Origin of the sequence: Alkalicoccus saliphilus (genome assembly GCF_003044065.1) — a bacterium.
Taxonomy (GTDB): Bacteria; Bacillota; Bacilli; order Bacillales; family Salisediminibacteriaceae; genus Alkalicoccus; species Alkalicoccus saliphilus.
The window spans coordinates 174,029-191,127 of record NZ_PZJJ01000001.1; the positions used below are offsets into that span (position 1 = coordinate 174,029).

Consider the following 17,099-nt stretch of genomic DNA (forward strand, 5'->3'; position numbering starts at 1 on the left):
TGTCACCCCTCCTCTTTAACAAAGAATTCTTTAGCAAGCCACGCTGCACCGATAACACCTGCATCATTACCAAGAGCAGCAAGGTTTATTTTCGTTTCACGCCCTATTTTAGGAATAGCATACTTTTGAAAAGAAGCTTTTATTTTATCGATGATAAAATCACCCGCTTTTGAAACCCCTCCGCCGAGGACAATCGTCTCCGGATTTAAAGAATTGCACAGATTTGCCAGCGCCAGTCCAAGATGTTCCATTGCTTCATCGACAACTTTTTCAGCAACAGGATCTCCAAGCTTGGCTCCATCGAGAACATCTTTGGCCGTAACCGTTCCAACGCTCTGCATTTTTTCCATTAAATAGCCTTTTTTCTCCCGCTGGACTGCCTCCAGTCCAAGCCGCGCAATCCCTGTAGCAGAAGCAACGGTTTCCAGACACCCTCTTTTCCCGCAGTTACAGGGAGCTCCTCCTTCTTTCAAGGCAGTTATATGCCCGATTTCACCAGCCATTCCACTTTCACCGTGAATAATCTGTCCACCGGCAATGATTCCTCCACCGACCCCTGTACCGAGTGTTACAGCGAGGAGATTTCGGGCGCCTTCTCCGGCTCCTTTCCATTTTTCCCCGCCCGCAGCCAGGTTGGCATCATTGTCTGCCACTACCGGTATTTGAAGCAGCGCCTCCAGTTCTTTTTTCAATTCATACTCTTTCCATCCTAAATTCACCGCTTCGTAAATAAAACCTTGCTCCACATCAATAAATCCCGGTGCCCCGACACCGGCTGCTGTTAATTCCCAGGAGCTTTCGAGCTGCTGTTTAATGGATGCTGCCGTTTCCACCATAATATATTTCCCGTTTTCTTTCTGATTCGTTGTAATTTCCCATTTCTTTTTTATTTCACCGTCTTCGGTAATAAAAGCTATTTTGATTGTCGTACCACCGACATCTATTCCTGCAATCACTTGTTCTTTCATAGTGTATCCCTGCTTTCCTGAATATAAATTATGATTTTATAACCGGTTTGCTTTTTATAGAGATGGACCTGTTCATATTCCACATTATTATGAAGGTCCCTGTGTTTCCTTTCACCACCCGCGTAGAAAGCTTTCGGCTTTACTAATCCAGCGGAAAATCGAAAACCGCTCCTTGGAAAAAGAAGACCGGAATTTTCCGCCGGAGCAGAAGTATACGCAGTACTCTGTCACTGCATCAGTCCTTGTCATTTCTGTTCTTTTTAAGTTTTGAACGCTCTCCTGATAGTACAAGCAGAGCATCTCGCAGAAATTTGTCATCAATAAGGCCGAGCTGGTGCTGCTCCTTTATTTCATCGGTAATCATGTCCAGGTCTGCTTCTTTATCCCCGGTATAAATAAACGCCTGATAAGCGCGCAGATGCTGCAGCAGTTCCAGATAAGTCATTATATAATAGGCCTCCCTGCTTTGTATTACAGATCACATTATACCAACAACAAGAAAGAGAAAACAGTTTTTCTTCAATAGAAGAGATGCTTATTGAGCTCTTCGGTACAACGTGATAAAATAAGATTGTGCACAACTTCACAAAAACATCTTTAGAATTGAGGGTTCCATTATGAAAAAGGCAAAACTTGAGCAGATCATACAGCAGGGAATATTCGGCACTCCGGAAATCCGTCCGGAAGAAAAACATTTGTTTTTAGGAACGTTTGCTGAGCGGGTCCGTCTGGCACTGACGAACGCTCAAGTATATAAAACCGGTATGTACGATGAAGCTCTCCGTCTCATGAAAACGAAAAAGGATGTGCGGATGCTCGTAAACGGCAGTCTGCCGTATTCGTCCTACAGTAATTACGTAAAAGCCGCCAGTGAAAACGATATTCCATTTACAATCCATAACGATTTTCATTCCACACCGATGGGAATAGTTTTCGCAGCAGAGCGGGCTGTGCATAATGAAAAAAACATGTTCATAAAAGATGAATTTTTTTATTATGATATGGAAGGTGAACAATAAAAAAATCACCGGGAGAATTGTATCTACCCGGTGATTTCATCCTGGATTTCGTTTTCGAGATCCTGGTATTCCTCCGTTTCCTCAATAGCTATTGCTTCCTGTATTAAATCCAGAGCTTCTTCATACTCCCCCTGCTCATAATACACCAGCGCCAGATTATAGTAGGCTTCGTGAAAATCCTCCCTTATTTCAAGCGCTTTCCATAGATTTTCTTCTGCTTCCGCCAGATTATCTTCCTGCAGATGAGCATAAGCCAGAAGAAAATAAATATTGGCATTCAGTTCGTCTTCTGGAATAGGGATATCAGATTCCCCTTCCATATCCCGTGCCTCTTCCAGATAATATACTGCATTTTCCATGTTGTCTGCTTCTACCGATTCCCTTCCCATTTCATAATAGATAACTTGAAGCTGACCGCTTTCCACATCCTGTGAATAACCTGCAAAAACGAGTATGAAAGCTCCTGCCACCGCTGCTGCTCCAGCGAGAGGCTGCGTCCTGATTACTTTCTTGCCGGGAAGGCCGGCAGCCGCTGCAGCTGCAAACCCTCCTACCAGACCGCCAATGTGAGCACCGTTATCAATCATCGGGACGGTAAAACCAAACACAAGATTAATGATAAGTATCACAACAATATTTACACCAAACGTACGAAAAAACAGCCTTCTGTACCGCGTTCCAAAGTAAAGAAGCGCTCCAAAAAGTCCAAAGATTGCGCCGCTGGCTCCTGCTGAAATATTGTCATTAAACACAAAACTCGATACGGAACCGAAAAAACCAGCTACAAAATAAACAAATAAAAATCTTCCGGAACCAAATATTCTTTCCACAGCTCCCCCCAGAAAAAATAAAGCGAGAGAGTTCATAAAAAGATGCAGGAAACCAATGTGCAGAAACATGGCGCTGAAGAACCTCCACCATTCCCCTTCGAGAATAAGCGGATCAAATTTTGCTCCCATCTCAATCAGCGTCAGTGTACTTGTAGAGGAGCCTTCCATTTCCACATACAGAAAAACTGCAAATACTGCAATGATCAACGCAAAAGTAAAAGAGGGGGTACCGTGCATGAATACACTGCGCTCTTCCTCCTGTTTATCTTCATACAGTCTTTTGACCTTCCGCTTCATCCTGCGGAGATACAGTTCCTGCTCTTCTTCTGATTCCAGATATTTATCCGGGAGATAGGAAGGCATATCCCGGAGCTTCCATTCAGTAGCAAGCGGGAAAAGCTGTTCCTGCATTTCCTGAAGAGGAAGCAGAATTGTCCTCATCTGATTTTTTCCACCAGCGGTCAGCGGAAGCGGCCGGGACGTAAACTGTTCGTAACTGTCCACCGGAGGATAGGGAGCCATAATTACATTGGTTACATTTGCCCGCGGAAGTTTCAACTTTTTCCTGACTGTTTTAGCTGATGAATACACTCTGTTGATATCCCCCCGGAGCTGATTGCTCCAGTCATAGCTTTTCAGCTGAAGGCGCAGAATACTGCTCTTTTTTTCTCTTACGTCCTCAAACCATACAATGCAGCCTTCTTCATTCAAATGAATAATTTGAAAGCCTTCCGCCCCGGCCAGGTGATAGGCAGTTTCCCAAAAGCGTATTTCTGCGTAATTATGCTCCAAATGATTGTCCCCCCTTCTCCCTCAGTAAAACATTCCGTAATAAAAAGATGCCTGTTTATGTGTTCCCGTTTCTCCGGGCATCATAAACGAAGCATCTTAACTTCTAATCTGGATTATACATTAAATATAGGTTTCATTGCTTCTTTCAGCACCTGGGCAGAATGATTGAGTTTTTCTTCCTCTTCTTTATTCAAGTCGATTTCAATCACTTTTTCTATTCCCTGCCGGCTGACAACGGCGGGAACTCCAATGTAAAGATCGTCCAGACCGTACTCACCTTTCATAAGTGTGGAAACCGTCAGGATAGAATGTTCATTTCTTAATATAGCTTTTGTTAACCTGGCCAGTCCCATGGCTATAGCATAATGGGTGGCGCCTTTACGTTCAATAATGTGATAGGCAGCATCCCGGACATTTATAAACATGTCGTCAAGATCCTGCTGCGTTCCTTCCGGCTTGTATTTTTCCATATAGCGTCCAATATGCTCCGAGCCGATGCGGGTCTGGCTCCATACCGGAAGCTCCGTATCACCATGTTCCCCCATAATATAACCGTGTACATTGCGTACATCCAGGTCAAAATACTCCCCGAGCATGAAACGGAACCGGGCCGTATCCAGTATAGTTCCTGAACCGATAACACGCTCCATTGGTAGACCGGAATACTTCCAGGTAGCATACGACAGTACATCCACAGGATTGGTTGCAATGAGGAAAATACCGTCAAAACCGGAATCCATCACACTAGTAACGATATTTTTGAAAATTTTAGCATTTTTTTCTATCAGGTCAAGTCTCGTTTCTCCAGGCTGCTGGTTTGCTCCGGCGGTAATAACGACGAGGTCAGCATCAGCACAGTCTGCATATTCACCAGCCCATATTTTCGTAGGTGCGCCGAAAGGAACACCGTGATTCAAATCCATAGCATCCCCTTCGGTTTTTTCCTTATTCAAATCTATGAGCACCATTTCATCTGTCAGATTTTGATTAATCAGAGAAAATGCATAGCTTGAACCGACATGTCCTGTCCCAATTACTACTACCCGCAAAGTTTTTTTAGCTGCTGCCATAAGTGCTTCACACTCCTTTTATCTTTGTGAAACTATTCACATTAATTGTACCTTATTCTTTCAAGTATGTCCAAGTATTTCTTATCAATGTATATTTCACCCTGTCACAATCATATAAAGCAGCATGGCAGATACAGCTCCCAAGGAAACTGCAGCAAAATTGACAGTATCGTTATTCCACCATTTGTTACCCTTTACTAATTTGGTTGATTCACTGCAGTGTACGGCCTGCTCTGTCTTTTCACCACAAACACGGCACTGAAACAACGATTGATAGACCGCGCCTAGCCACGCATCAGCGAACTGGGATAAAAACGCTGTTATAAACAGCAGGAGCACAATAATCATAGAAAAAACTTCCGGTTCCAGGAGCCAGGCAGCCGCTGTCACAAAACCACTTCCACCTCCTGCTGCCAGATTACCTAATCTCGTTACCCCTCCGGAAATACCCGGTTCTACTAAGCCTCCGGTACGGATAGAAACCGGCTGTTCTGTACTTTTCCTGCCGATAGCAGATGCCCATGTATCCGCCGCTGCTGCTGCATAGGCTGCTGTAAAACCAATTAAAAACACTGGATGAGGAAAAAAAAGCTGCAGAAACGCGCACACCGACGCCGGTCCGCCGTTTGCGACTACCTGCACTGCATCCCTTCTCGCTCCTTTTGCTTCTTTCTTATCCTCACTTTTCAATACTTTTTCCAGCAGCACCGAACTGAGAAAGAAGCTTCCCATTACAGCCATTCCCGTAAATCCAAAACCTGCCACAGCCAGTCCTCCGACGATAAATGCTCCAAAAGCTCCACCAGGCGTAAGAGATTTCATGCTCCATGCTCCGAAGGCCGCAGCGGCTGTGAGCATATAAAGAAACAGACTCATATTAATATTATTCCTCCGCTCTTTTTCCGATGAGCAGGCGGTTTACGGGAACATCAAAGGATTCTCTCGGTATATTTTCCATGAGCTGCTCCTGAAAAACGAGACTAACGGTGGAAACTGGGAGCCCCTGAAGAAACCGGTCAAAAAAACCGCCTCCGTATCCAATTCTAAAACCTTCTTTATCAAACGCCAGTCCTGGGGTAATTACAAGATCAATATGTTCCGGAGAAACATATTCGCATTTTGACGGATCCGGTTCAATTAGTCCGAAACCGGCTTCCCGGCAGTCCTCCATTTTATTTACAATATAAAAATCGAGCTCTTTTTTGCTCCCTTTTACTACAGGTGCTGCTATTTTTTTACCTTCCTTCCAAGCCCGGATGAAAATAGGATACGTATTCAGCTCATTTCCGACTGAAATCGTACATGCAGCAACCTCTGCTTTTTTCCACTCCGGCATTTCAAAAAGCTGTGAATACAGCATGCTTTCCTGAGAAAGCCGTTCTTCTTTTGAAAGTGTCTGCAGTTTTTCTTTAATAGTAATTCGAATTGATCGCTTATCCATAAGATTCCCTTCCTTTAAAACAGAACTTAATCAGACACCTCTGAATAACTGACAGGTGATTCTTAATATACACCGGTTTCGCTTTCTATCAGAAGCGCCCGTTTGAGACATTCCTGACCATGTTATCAGATCTGTACACCTTTGTTTTTAAAAACTTGAGGTGTCCCGCAGTTCTTAGCTTATCTGCACCTCAAATTGTACCCTTTTCAAATTCCTTTTAACTAAATCGTACTTCTTTTGAGAAATTAAGGTCAAATCTTATTATTTTGTAGATTGAAGTTTAACGAAGCTGCCAATAGAGGTAAATTAATAATAAACTAAAGCAGTTGAAGGAGGAAACGATGTGAAGCAGATTGTTTTAAAAACCCCTCACCCATTACGTCAGGTGGACGTATTTGAGGGAAGCTTTCGGGATGCACGATTATCCATAAGCCCCGGACGCGATCCGGAGGAAGACCTTATTTTCCACGTGGAGATTAACCACCCTTCTTTCAAAAAAACATTCTACGCCCAAAAGTACAGTCTTGCTGATGCTTTGGAAACGTTGAGAATTCAGTTGCATTACCTTTTCAAGGAAAAGTTTTCCACCGAGTTCTACATTATCGGTGAAGATCAAAATCTTTCGTCAGGTTATGAACAGGAAAAAAAATATTTGGTTTATGTATACGATTCAATTAAAGCTTCTGTACAGAAAGAATTTTCTCTTTCTGACGCTGAATTAAAAAAGGAAAGCCAGGCACCCTCGAATGATGAAGCGCTGAAAGATTATTTAAGCAGTAATGAAGAATTTTCTTTTGAAAAGTCTTAAAACAAACGGAAGGATGATATGTTTGAAAAAAGCCGGGATTATCCTGTTGTTAAGTACTTCTTTTTTGTTTACCGCATGCGGGGATCAAAACGAGCGCAATACCGTCGACCCGGAGGAGCTTAACGAAAATAATATACCTGATAATGAAACAGAAGAGTAGTTGCAGAGCATAAAGGCACGTTCAGTTTCACACGGTATGCAGGCATGTTAAAGAATCATTTCGAAGTTCACAAAAAGTCTGGAAGTTTTCAGAACACTTCCAGACTTTTTAAATAACCGCCTTCACTTTTTTCTGAATTTCATATTAACAGAATTTTTAAACTCTTCTTTGTAACTTCCAAGCGGTTCCCTGAAAATATAAATAACTATAACGATTAACACTGCAGTAAATACACCTAGAATCATGTCCATTTTATCCCTCCTCGTTACTTTGTTCCCTTTTTTTAATGCATTAATGCAGAAATAAACCGGTGTTAAGCTTTCTGAAAGGAGGTGCAGCTATGGCAGTTTACGTAGTAACCTACAAACTTAGTGCTCCGGAGAAGGAATATAAAGAATTAGAAAAAGTAATGAAGTCCTTTGGAAGCTATTCCAAACGATTTGACTCTTTCTGGATCGTGGACACCTATCACAGCGCAAAGGATATTAAAGAAAAGATTTTTTCCGCTCTTTCGGAAGAGGATCAGCTGTTTGTTATTGAAACGAAAAAGCACTGGTCTTCACGGAACACTCCGGATGGAATGGTAAAATGGCTGAAAAGTTCCCGACGTACTTTTTAACGGTGCACCCAAAAGCCTCTATAAGGCATTTTTGAGCAGAAATACGAGCTGTGATCTCTTCAAAAAAGCTATGTCAGAGTCGGCTGTTGATAACCGGAGAAAAACTTCGTTTTCCACCGGCCTGCCGTGGAGGAGATTTCCGGCTGTGCTTACGCCCTGCGGGATCTTCCAATCTCCTTCTTCCACGGGCCGGTTTTCGCTTCATTTTTCATAAAAAAGAAAAGTTCTGTTTTCATAGACGCTGCTCTTAAAAAAAAATCGATGCCCAGGCGATTTTTCGAGACGCCTGCTGAAAGCTTTCTCCGCGGCAAGCGAAGAAAAAAGGAGCTGCAGGCAACCTTCTAAAACAACCCGGAACTTTAACAGAGACATCCATGCAGCCTCATTGCACCATGATGAATGAAAATAGTTTTTTGTAGTAACATAACCGCCTCTCTAAACGGAAGATCGAAGCTTGTTTAAACAGAAGATCCTGTTCTGTCTTTTTACTGTAAGCTGAAGTGGACATGGAGGGACTCCGGAGGGATCAAGGCCGAGCCTTTCCTTGGAAACGAAAGCTAACGGCCCTCTTTATTTTCAAGTCATCCTCAAAAAAAAGCACCTGCCCTTCCTTGGCATCCAAGGAAAAAGCAGGTGCTTTTTTATACTTACTTTGTTTCTTTATGCATAGTGTGACGGCCTAGACGTGGGCTGTACTTTTTCAGTTCGATACGATCTGGGTTAGTACGCTTATTTTTTGTTGTAATATAATTACGGTCACCAGTCTCAGTGCAGGCAAGTGTTACTTGTACACGCATATTAATACCCCTCCAAACTCTGTTTTACTCATACCTTAAAATAATAGCAGACTATTGCTTCAGATTCAAGTAGATGTGTAAAGGAAATTTCCTTATCAGCATAAAATTTAAGCAGACTACTGACCTTCCACGTCATCTCCCTGATTTTCTTCTGTTTCTGCTTCTTCGGAGTCGTCCTCGCTCTCGTCTTCCTCAAAGTCTTCCACTTCCGGACCATCTTCGGGTTCCTGCGGGCCGCTTCTTTCTTCTTTCAAGTCAAAATATTCTTCCATGGCACGGCTTGCGATACCTGCAGCTATCCCGCCGCTTCCAGCCTGGTTACTAGTGCCGGGTACTACGACGGAAAAAGCTACTTCCGGCTCCTCAAATGGCGCGTACCCTACAAATGTCTGGTTGTTTCCGGGCTCCTCATCCACAAAGATCTGTGCTGTTCCAGTTTTTCCTGCAACTTCCTCATCGACCAGTGAAAAGAAATTCCGTGCAGTTCCCTGGCTGCCGTGCACTACCCGGTAAAAACCTTCCTGAATTCTTTCGAAATACTCCTCATCCACATCGATTGTGTTGAGAATTTTCGGTTCGAACTGGTGAGAAATAGTTCCAAGCTCTTCCCCTCCCGGATCGGGCTCAAGAATTTCACTTACTACCCGCGGTGCAATACGCACTCCACTGTTGGCTACTGTAGAAACATACTGGGCCAGCTGCAGCGGTGTATATGTGTCAAACTGTCCGAAAGCAAGAAACAGCATACTGCCGGGCGGAGCATCATTTCCCCCGTCTATTCCTGCAAACTCGTTCGGCAGATCAATCCCCGTCTCCACCCCGAGTCCAAACTGGGCGTAGTAGGACCGAAGAATATCAAATCCTCTTGTGTAATTCCCCCAGTTACTTCCGGAAACGCCGGGTGTGTAATCGACAATTCTCATAGCTACTTCCACCATGTAAATGTTGGAAGACCGTTCCAGCGCTGTCAGGTCGTCTACTCTACCAAGGTTGTTTACAGAACTGATCGTTCTTTCAGTACCCGGGAGCCGGATCGGCCTGTCATTGATCGTCGAGCCCGGCGGCAGGACGCCTGTATCGTATCCTGCCAGGACGCTTGCAGCTTTCATGGAGGAACCGACCACATAGCCCTGCGTAAAGGTTCCCAGATCGTTGCTTCCTCCAGCCATAGCGAGCACTTCACCGGTATCCGGCTCCATCATCACGACATAGGCGTCCTCGTCCGCTAAGAAATTGCCGCTTCTTTCATCGAGAGCTTCATCAATAATGTCCTCCAGACGCTGCTGCAGTTCCATATCAAACGTAAGTTTCAAATCGTATCCTCTGCCTCCAGGTGTGTCTTCCACACTCCGGATGACATTCCCATCAGTGTCGGTAAAGTTTTCAAGGGCTCCTTTACGTCCTCTGAGAACTGCTTCGTATTCCTCTTCCAGATAGCTCGTTCCTACTTCTTCATTTCGTTCATACCCTTCCGCGAGAAACCTTTCCACGCTTTCACGGGGAATGGACCCTACTTCCCCGAAAACAGGCCGGAGACTGTCTCCATACGTATATTTCCGGGCCGCATCTCTGATGATATCCACCCCCGGCAGACTTTCTATCTGTTCTGTAATAAGGGCTGCTTCTTCATATTCAAGACCGCGCTGCACTTTATGAGGGATATTATTGTACCCGCTGTTCAATTCTCTCCAGATCATAAAAACTTCCAGGTCTTCGTCACTCAGAGAAGCAAGTTCTTCGTCGGATACAGATTCGATTCTTACTGTATGTGCTTCTCCATCATCGAGACCTTGAGCATTCTGTTCCTCTACACTCAGCTTATCTTCAAACGCTTCAGGGTTTTTTAAAGCCCAGAATTCACGACGGTCTCTTTCGTAGCTTGAAGCCGCATTCTCCGTGTCCAAAGATATGAACTCGTTCAGCTTTTCTGCCGTCTCCAGAATGTCTTCCTGGGGTCTGTTCCGGTTCGTATAGGTTACGGTAAGAATCAGTTCATTGCCTACCATCAGATTCCCGTACCGGTCATACATATGTCCCCTGGGGGCTTCGATCGGCTCCATTACACTGACTTCCCGGTTCACCTGTTCATCATATTCCTCTCCCTGCACAATCTGCACGATGCCAAGTCGGAGGATTAATATCGAAAACAAAATGAAAACGAGAAAAAAGAGGAAATTGAGCCTCGTTGATAAATGTGTTCTATGTACCAGTTTTTCTCCCATATAAGCCACCCTCTTAATTCTTCCTGTGCCAACATTTATGTTTGTTTAAGTAAAGTGTCCCAAAAGCACAGCTTCTGGGACACTTCAGGAAAGGATTGCCCGCATGTGCGGTTATCTTCCAGATTTCACGAACCCGCCTAAGGCAGGTGGGTGCCTGCAGGGCGATTTTCAGCTTCCTCATAAAGGCATGCTGTCCGTCGCCCAATGTAAGGCTCCCAAAGTGAATTGGTGTTCGGTTCGAATTAAACTCGAAGTTCACCAACACCGCAGGCAACTTTTCTATTGATTTCATTATACAATAGGTCCAGAAAGTTTTTCAATCCTCATTCCAGCTTATATTGAGTCTTCTCTTTGTGCTGCCGGCTTACCGCTCGCCATACTGAAAGTTTTTCAACGGTCCGGTTTCCCATATAAAACACAACAATAATAAAAAGCCCGGCGCAGGACCGGGCTTTTAGTGTATTTAAATTATTTAGCGTTCTCGTAACGCTTCGCAACTTCTTCCCAGTTAATTACGTTAAAGAAGGCTTCCAGGTAATCAGGACGCTTGTTCTGGTACTTCAGGTAGTAGGCGTGCTCCCACACATCTACACCAAGAACCGGAGTTTTACCATCGCTGATTGGCGTGTCCTGGTTAGGTGTACTTGTAATTTCAAGTTCTCCATTGCTCACTACGAGCCAGGCCCATCCGGAACCGAATCGTCCGACACCTGCATTTTTGAATTCTTCCTTGAATTTGTCAAAACTTCCAAACTTGCTGTTGATAGCATCTGCGAGCTCACCCTTAGGTTCACCGCCGCCATCCGGAGACATGAGCTGCCAGAAAATAGTGTGGTTGTAGTGACCGCCGCCATTATTGCGGACTGGTGTCTTAATGTCATCCGGCAGAGAATTAAGATCAGTTAAAAGCTCTTCAATGCTTTTATTCTGAAGGTCGGAATGTCCCTCAAGCGCATCGTTTAACTTCGTCACATACGTGTTGTGGTGCTTACCGTGGTGGATGTTCATTGTTTCCTCATCAATGTGAGGTTCAAGTGCGTTTGCTGCGTAAGGTAAATCTGGTAGTTTAAATGCCATTCATATCTCCTCCTTAAATTATCGTTCAAAGTACTGGAGTTCCTTCCGATCATCGAAAAGTACCAGCATGATACACATTACCAAATATTCCACATCCATTCAAATGTTAAACCTTTGATTCTTTTCCTCTGTAAGTCATGCGCGGATTAAGCATCTGATTCGGCGACTTCAACTGAAACATGGAAGGAGTATCATTAAAATCGACGATGAGATGTTCGTCATAAATCCAGTCCACCCTTTTATCAATAGCTGCTGTAAATTCATGCGGTACTGTTTCCAGGCGGACAGCCGCATCCGGCAGATCTTCACTTTTCATGGCTATCAGGTCGCTCACTCCGTTGACGACACAGCCTGTTCCTGCTGTTTCGTGACTGATAAACAGAACACTTTCCTCCGGCAGAAATTCTTTCTGCCTAAGCTCTTCCACAGCTCGATCTGTAATTTCAACTTTCATACGTACCACTCCTTTCATCACCCTGTTTCCCTTTTTAACGGTAAAAGAAAACAAAAAAAGAGAGAAGCAGCTGCTTCTCTCTTTGGGAATTAATTTAAAATGGAGGAGGAAGAGGGATTCGAACCCCCGCGGGCTTTGACACCCCTGTCGGTTTTCAAGACCGATCCCTTCAGCCAGACTTGGGTATTCCTCCGGATAAAATGGTGGACCCTGCAGGACTCGAACCTGCGACCGGACGGTTATGAGCCGTCAGCTCTAACCAACTGAGCTAAGGGTCCAGAAAAGGTATGTAATTATGGTAGCGGCGGAGGGAATCGAACCCCCGACCTCACGGGTATGAACCGTACGCTCTAGCCAGCTGAGCTACACCGCCCTTTTGCAAAGACAAGTTATATATTAGCATGCTTTTTTCAGCATAGTCAATAACTTTTTCAATAAAATATATTTGATAATTTTCGATACCGTATCACATAAGACAGTCAAACGTACTCCGGAGCCCGAAAACTCCGGAGTACGTCTGCTGTTCTATTCCTCCACTACTGTTTCTGCAATATTTACAGCATGGTCCCCTACCCGCTCCAGGTTACTGATCATGTCCACAAAAACAATTCCTGCAGAGCCTTCACACAGTCCTTCATTGAGACGCATGATGTGTTTTTTCCTGAGCTGGCGCTCCATTTTATCGATTTCTTCTTCTTTGAGAATAGCTGCTTTAGCAATTGTCACATCATCTTCTTCCAATGATCTCACAGCTTCGTTCAGCGTTGCTATTGTCAGTTTAAACATATTATCCAGATCTTCAACAGCCGATTCAGACAGCTTGACCTTATTCGCAATCTGATAATCTTTCAATTCCACGATGTTTTCCATATGATCTCCAACCCGTTCAATATCCCTTACCGTATCCATAAGCACGGAATGGAGCCGGGAATCTCCGGCAGTCAGTGAATTTGTGGAAATTCTGGTTAAATAGTCTGTAATTTTTCTATCCAGGTTATTTATAGCATCTTCAAACTGATACGTCAGTTCAGCGTGACGCTTCTGCCCGGTAAGCACATATTGAGCGGATTCTTCCAGCCCCTGAGTGGAAAGCTCTGCCATACGGAGCGTTTCTTTTTTCGCCTGGGACAGAGCAATAGACGAAGACTGCGTTATAAGCGTCGGATCCAGATGCTGTGCCTTATATTCAATTACCTGTTCGTTGCCTGGAATAAGCTTTGTAACTACTACAGCCAGCACTGCTACAAACGGAAGCTGTATCAGTACGTTGGATGTGTTAAATATTCCGTGGGCCACTGCAATCGTCATTTCAGGATTCAAATTCCAGTTTTCCTGTATAAACGCAATCATCGAGATAAACGGCTGAATGACGATCAGTACGATGAATGTCCCTACAAGGTTGAAAATAACATGGGAAAGCGCTGCCCGCTTTGCAGCAATCGAAGCCCCGAGGGAGGCGAGAACGGCAGTGATCGTTGTCCCAATGTTATCCCCGAACAATACGGGCAGTGCTGCGTCGAGATCCATCGCCCCCTGGGCAAAAAGCTGCTGCAGAAGCCCGATAGCCGCTGTGGAACTCTGCACACTTACCGTAAATATAGTACCGATCAGCACCCCGAGAAGCGGATTCGTGCTCATGCTGACTGTTAACTCAGCGAAAGCCTCCACTTCACGTATCGGCCGGAGCCCGTCACCCATTAAACTGAGGCCGTAGAAAAGAGCACCGAAGCCGAAAAAGACCTGCCCGAAGTTGTTAATTTTTTTGTTCTTAAAGAAAAAGATTAAAAAAGTTCCTACTGTAAGTATTGGCAGAGCATATTCGGATATGTTCAGTCCAATTATAAAAGCTGTCACAGTTGTCCCGATATTCGCACCCATGATCACTCCAATAGCCTGACGGAGCGTCATAAAACCGGCGTTTACAAGTCCAATGGCAAGAACTGTCGTGCCGGTACTTGTCTGAAGAAGAATAGTCACAATAATTCCGGCGAGCACTCCCATTACCGGGTTACTCGTAAATTTGTCAAGGATGTCCCGCAGCTTATCACCGGCAACTTTCTGAAGACCATCCCCTAAATATTTAATTCCAAAAAGAAAAATAGCCAGTCCCCCGAAAAACATAAACAGTATATCTCTTAATTCCAATTCCAAAACGTCAGCCCCCTGAATTAAATAATCGACTCTAAATAGTTTATATCTTCATCCTTATCCATCCTACTCCTGCTTTGTTAATAATTAATTAACCGATTGTAAAGATTTTATTAAGATTGTTACTTTTATTCAACAGTTGTTTTAAGGTGCTATAATCTGTAAAATAAATTGCGCATCTTACATAATTGTGAGGAGAGAGAACAATGAATATTTTCCAGCAGTTTTTTAAAAGTCTTTATTCGCCGCCGACGATTGCAAAATTCCGGATGGCAAAAATAGGCCGTACCATTCTTTATGTTTTTTTACTGATGCTGATAGCTTCCATTCCAATGCTTATATCTCTCACCATCTCCATCAACTCGCTTTTTCAGGCTGGAGACCGGTATATTGAGGAAATGCCGGAGTTCGCCATAACTGACGGTGTTCTCGAATCGGACATGGATGAACCTACCATCAATGATGATGAAGACATGACTTTAATTTTTGATTCCACCGGTGAACTTAGTGCGTCTGACGTGGAAGAGTACGGAAACGTTGTTGCACTTCTGGAGCGCGAAATGATATTTGTTACAGGCGGCGCTTCCGACAGAATCAGCTACCAGGAATTTGGTATTAACGTTTCGAAAGCAGAGATTGAAAGTTTCTACAATACACTTGATGATCTTTCTTTTTTAATTATCGCTGTCGTACTGGCTGGTTTTTATCTTTTTAATACCGCCTTGAAATTTGTTGGTATTTTCGCCCTGTCTGTCATTGCGCTTCTGATTAAGCGGAAAAAAGCACCTCAGTTATCATACAAACAGTTATGGGTTCTTTCCGCCTATACGGTTACGCTCCCTACTATCCTGATGGCAGTACTTGAAAGCGTCGGCTTGTTTATACCATTTTCTTTCGCTGTCTACTGGATTATTGCTGTTGTCATGATGAACGCAGTTTTAAACCACGTGCCTGCACCAAGACAGCAGCCGGCAGAATTAAACGATTAATTTTCACCGGGGCTGGAATTAGTCATTTCGGCCCCCTTCTTTTTTGTAATATGCTTGTATTTCTAAGTATATATGTTTCCGATAAGGTTAATTTGATGTATATTAATAATAAGCAGGATTGTTGTGGAGGTGAACAAGTATTATGATAGGTGCCCGGGTAAGACAGTTCCGTACGGCAAGGGGTTTGACTATGAGTGAACTTGCTGATAGAGCGGGAGTGGCAAAATCCTATTTGAGTGCCATAGAAAGGGATCTTCAGACGAACCCTTCGATTCAATTTATCGAAAAAATCGCCAACGTTCTTGATGTCGATATCAATGCCCTTCTAAAAGATGAAGCAGCGACGAACAGCTCTGATGAAACTGCAGCACTGGACGAGGAATGGCAGAAATTGATAGCAGAAGCTATGGAATCAGGTGTTTCGAAAGAAGAGTTCAAAGATTTTCTTGAGTACAACAAATGGAAGCTCAAACAAAAATAAAATGCAGAGAAAAGCCGTCTACTGTCTGAGCAGGAGACGCTTTTTTTATACCCTTTAAGTTCTTAATAAAGTATTTTACATTTTATGTTTACATTATTAAGAACGTGCGTTATAATGAACAAAAGATATAGGGAGGGGCAGTGATAATATGAGTATTGGCGATATGATCCGCTATGAAAGAAAGAAAAAGGGATGGACATTATCTCAGCTTTCACGACGTACGGGGGTCTCCAAGTCTTATTTAAGCTATTTGGAGAGGAATCAGAAAAAGAATCCTTCTATTACTATTGTGAAGCGTTTATTTACCGTTCTCGATATACCATTGGATAAAGTAATGGATGAGGAAGATGACGATAAGCTTTCCATGTGACCGGGCAGGTCAACTTTGGTAAAGCTGATTTGCATCGGATCTCCCCTTTTAAAGGTAAAAAAAGTGCCGCCACAAATATGTGCCGGCACTTTTTTAGTTTTTCAACATCACCTGAGAGGAATTATTTGCTTTCTTCCTGCTTTTCTTCCTCTTCCATAGGAGTAACAAGAATTCTCGTTCCATCGGCCTGTACTACTTTGACTCTGCTCGCTTCGCCGAGCCAGAAATTATCGGTCGTTGCACTGTAGTACTTCCCTTCTATTTCCACTGTGCCGGTAGGACGGAAAGGAGTTTTTGTCTTTCCTTCCTTACCTATAAGTTCTTTGTAGCTCTCATTCATCGTACTGTATCCTTCTTCACTCGTCAGTCTGTCTTTCAGCAGAACTTTCTCCCACATTGTTCTCGACGGGAAGACTTTTGTGAACAAATAGGAAGTTGGTGCTGCTGCTACAAAAGCCATCGCTACAAGAAGACCGTACGTGAAAGATGGCGCGGGCAGGGCCAGACCAAATATCATAAGAAGCACACCTACACCGGCGATTGTACCGTCTGTAGTAACTTTTCCATCAAATATAATCAAAGCGAGTCCTGCGACATACAAAATCACAACCCAGAAGCTGTCTCCCGCCTGAAGATGATAGGAAAAGTAAAGAGTCATTATAACAATACCTATTACAGCAAATAATCCTTTGGCTTTTACCATTACTTCCCCAAAGATGAAAAGTGTTGCAATAAACACTACGAGAAAACCAATTACGGCCATATCGAGAAATTCCATAGTTCCTCACTCCCTCTCCTCTCGCTTACAGTTCAATTTTATCAGAACACTGTACTTAATTACACGTACGAAGGAG

General features: G+C 43.7%; 19 protein-coding genes, 3 tRNA genes and 1 other RNA gene. 7 read left to right on the plus strand and 16 right to left on the minus strand.

The window, feature by feature from the left end:
• Positions 1-2 precede the first annotated feature (2 nt).
• Together C6Y45_RS00895 and C6Y45_RS00900 are read right to left on the minus strand one after the other, a co-directional pair.
• Positions 3-968 carry an ROK family glucokinase gene (locus C6Y45_RS00895; RefSeq protein WP_107583028.1) on the minus strand — a complete coding sequence of 322 codons (966 nt, stop codon included), beginning with the start codon at positions 966-968 and terminating at the stop codon, positions 3-5.
• Positions 969-1,203: 235 nt separating this feature from the next.
• A complete protein-coding gene (locus C6Y45_RS00900) occupies positions 1,204-1,413 on the minus strand; it encodes a YqgQ family protein (RefSeq protein WP_107583030.1) in 210 nt (69 codons plus the stop codon).
• Positions 1,414-1,585: 172 nt separating this feature from the next.
• Between C6Y45_RS00900 and C6Y45_RS00905 the strand changes: the two genes are divergently transcribed.
• The gene (locus C6Y45_RS00905; RefSeq protein WP_107583032.1) at positions 1,586-1,987 is read left to right on the plus strand and encodes a YueI family protein; all 402 of its coding nucleotides are present in this window, start codon (positions 1,586-1,588) and stop codon (positions 1,985-1,987) included.
• Positions 1,988-2,010: 23 nt separating this feature from the next.
• Here the strand turns inward: C6Y45_RS00905 and C6Y45_RS00910 are convergent, their stop codons facing one another.
• The 4 genes from C6Y45_RS00910 to C6Y45_RS00925 form a co-directional block, all read right to left on the minus strand.
• Positions 2,011-3,609: a rhomboid family intramembrane serine protease gene (locus tag C6Y45_RS00910; protein WP_107583035.1), complete on the minus strand. Its 1,599-nt coding sequence runs from the start codon at positions 3,607-3,609 to the stop codon at positions 2,011-2,013.
• A gap of 113 nt (positions 3,610-3,722) precedes the next feature.
• Positions 3,723-4,679 (minus strand): L-lactate dehydrogenase, encoded by a 957-nt coding sequence (locus tag C6Y45_RS00915; RefSeq protein ID WP_107583037.1) that lies wholly within the window; start codon positions 4,677-4,679, stop codon positions 3,723-3,725.
• 96 nt (positions 4,680-4,775) lie between these two features.
• Positions 4,776-5,555, minus strand: a complete 780-nt coding sequence (locus C6Y45_RS00920; protein ID WP_107583039.1) for a DUF92 domain-containing protein — start codon at positions 5,553-5,555, stop codon at positions 4,776-4,778.
• Positions 5,556-5,562: 7 nt separating this feature from the next.
• A complete protein-coding gene (locus C6Y45_RS00925; protein WP_107583041.1) occupies positions 5,563-6,120 on the minus strand; it encodes a 5-formyltetrahydrofolate cyclo-ligase in 558 nt (185 codons plus the stop codon).
• Positions 6,121-6,463: 343 nt separating this feature from the next.
• On the opposite strand from C6Y45_RS00925, the gene C6Y45_RS00930 reads away from it, so the two are divergent.
• The 3 genes from C6Y45_RS00930 to C6Y45_RS00935 all read left to right on the plus strand — a co-directional run bounded on the left by C6Y45_RS00930 (position 6,464) and on the right by C6Y45_RS00935 (position 7,707).
• Positions 6,464-6,928, plus strand: a complete 465-nt coding sequence (locus tag C6Y45_RS00930; protein WP_107583043.1) for a hypothetical protein — start codon at positions 6,464-6,466, stop codon at positions 6,926-6,928.
• Positions 6,929-6,950: 22 nt separating this feature from the next.
• Positions 6,951-7,088: a hypothetical protein gene (locus C6Y45_RS17240; protein WP_160058031.1), complete on the plus strand. Its 138-nt coding sequence runs from the start codon at positions 6,951-6,953 to the stop codon at positions 7,086-7,088.
• Between the two features lie 340 nt (positions 7,089-7,428).
• Positions 7,429-7,707 (plus strand): hypothetical protein, encoded by a 279-nt coding sequence (locus C6Y45_RS00935; RefSeq protein ID WP_107583045.1) that lies wholly within the window; start codon positions 7,429-7,431, stop codon positions 7,705-7,707.
• A gap of 647 nt (positions 7,708-8,354) precedes the next feature.
• Here C6Y45_RS00935 and rpmG read toward each other — a convergent pair.
• The 9 genes from rpmG to C6Y45_RS00980 form a co-directional block, all read right to left on the minus strand.
• Complete coding sequence (gene rpmG / locus C6Y45_RS00940) at positions 8,355-8,504, minus strand: 50S ribosomal protein L33 (protein ID WP_107583048.1); 150 nt, start codon at positions 8,502-8,504, stop codon at positions 8,355-8,357.
• Positions 8,505-8,620: 116 nt separating this feature from the next.
• Positions 8,621-10,654, minus strand: a complete 2,034-nt coding sequence (locus tag C6Y45_RS00945) for a peptidoglycan D,D-transpeptidase FtsI family protein (RefSeq protein ID WP_245922449.1) — start codon at positions 10,652-10,654, stop codon at positions 8,621-8,623.
• A gap of 164 nt (positions 10,655-10,818) precedes the next feature.
• Positions 10,819-11,002: non-coding RNA, 6S RNA (ssrS, locus tag C6Y45_RS00950), on the minus strand.
• 192 nt (positions 11,003-11,194) lie between these two features.
• Entirely contained in the window at positions 11,195-11,803 is a 609-nt protein-coding gene (locus C6Y45_RS00955; RefSeq protein WP_107583052.1) for a superoxide dismutase, read from the minus strand.
• 106 nt (positions 11,804-11,909) lie between these two features.
• Positions 11,910-12,257 (minus strand): iron-sulfur cluster biosynthesis family protein, encoded by a 348-nt coding sequence (locus tag C6Y45_RS00960; RefSeq protein ID WP_160058033.1) that lies wholly within the window; start codon positions 12,255-12,257, stop codon positions 11,910-11,912.
• Between the two features lie 100 nt (positions 12,258-12,357).
• Positions 12,358-12,450 (minus strand) — tRNA-Ser (locus C6Y45_RS00965).
• Positions 12,451-12,458: 8 nt separating this feature from the next.
• Positions 12,459-12,535 (minus strand) — tRNA-Ile (locus tag C6Y45_RS00970).
• Positions 12,536-12,553: 18 nt separating this feature from the next.
• Positions 12,554-12,630, minus strand: a tRNA-Met gene (locus tag C6Y45_RS00975).
• 152 nt (positions 12,631-12,782) lie between these two features.
• Positions 12,783-14,378, minus strand: coding sequence for a Na/Pi cotransporter family protein (locus C6Y45_RS00980; RefSeq protein ID WP_107583257.1), 1,596 nt, complete (start codon positions 14,376-14,378; stop codon positions 12,783-12,785).
• Between the two features lie 233 nt (positions 14,379-14,611).
• Between C6Y45_RS00980 and C6Y45_RS00985 the strand changes: the two genes are divergently transcribed.
• From C6Y45_RS00985 to C6Y45_RS00995, 3 genes are all read left to right on the plus strand, one after another.
• Positions 14,612-15,394 carry a DUF1189 domain-containing protein gene (locus tag C6Y45_RS00985; RefSeq protein ID WP_107583056.1) on the plus strand — a complete coding sequence of 261 codons (783 nt, stop codon included), beginning with the start codon at positions 14,612-14,614 and terminating at the stop codon, positions 15,392-15,394.
• Positions 15,395-15,536: 142 nt separating this feature from the next.
• The gene (locus tag C6Y45_RS00990; RefSeq protein ID WP_107583058.1) at positions 15,537-15,875 is read left to right on the plus strand and encodes a helix-turn-helix domain-containing protein; all 339 of its coding nucleotides are present in this window, start codon (positions 15,537-15,539) and stop codon (positions 15,873-15,875) included.
• Positions 15,876-16,023: 148 nt separating this feature from the next.
• Positions 16,024-16,245, plus strand: coding sequence for a helix-turn-helix domain-containing protein (locus tag C6Y45_RS00995; protein WP_107583060.1), 222 nt, complete (start codon positions 16,024-16,026; stop codon positions 16,243-16,245).
• Positions 16,246-16,366: 121 nt separating this feature from the next.
• Here C6Y45_RS00995 and C6Y45_RS01000 read toward each other — a convergent pair whose 3' ends face one another.
• Entirely contained in the window at positions 16,367-17,023 is a 657-nt protein-coding gene (locus C6Y45_RS01000; protein ID WP_107583062.1) for an NfeD family protein, read from the minus strand.
• Positions 17,024-17,099 lie beyond the last annotated feature (76 nt).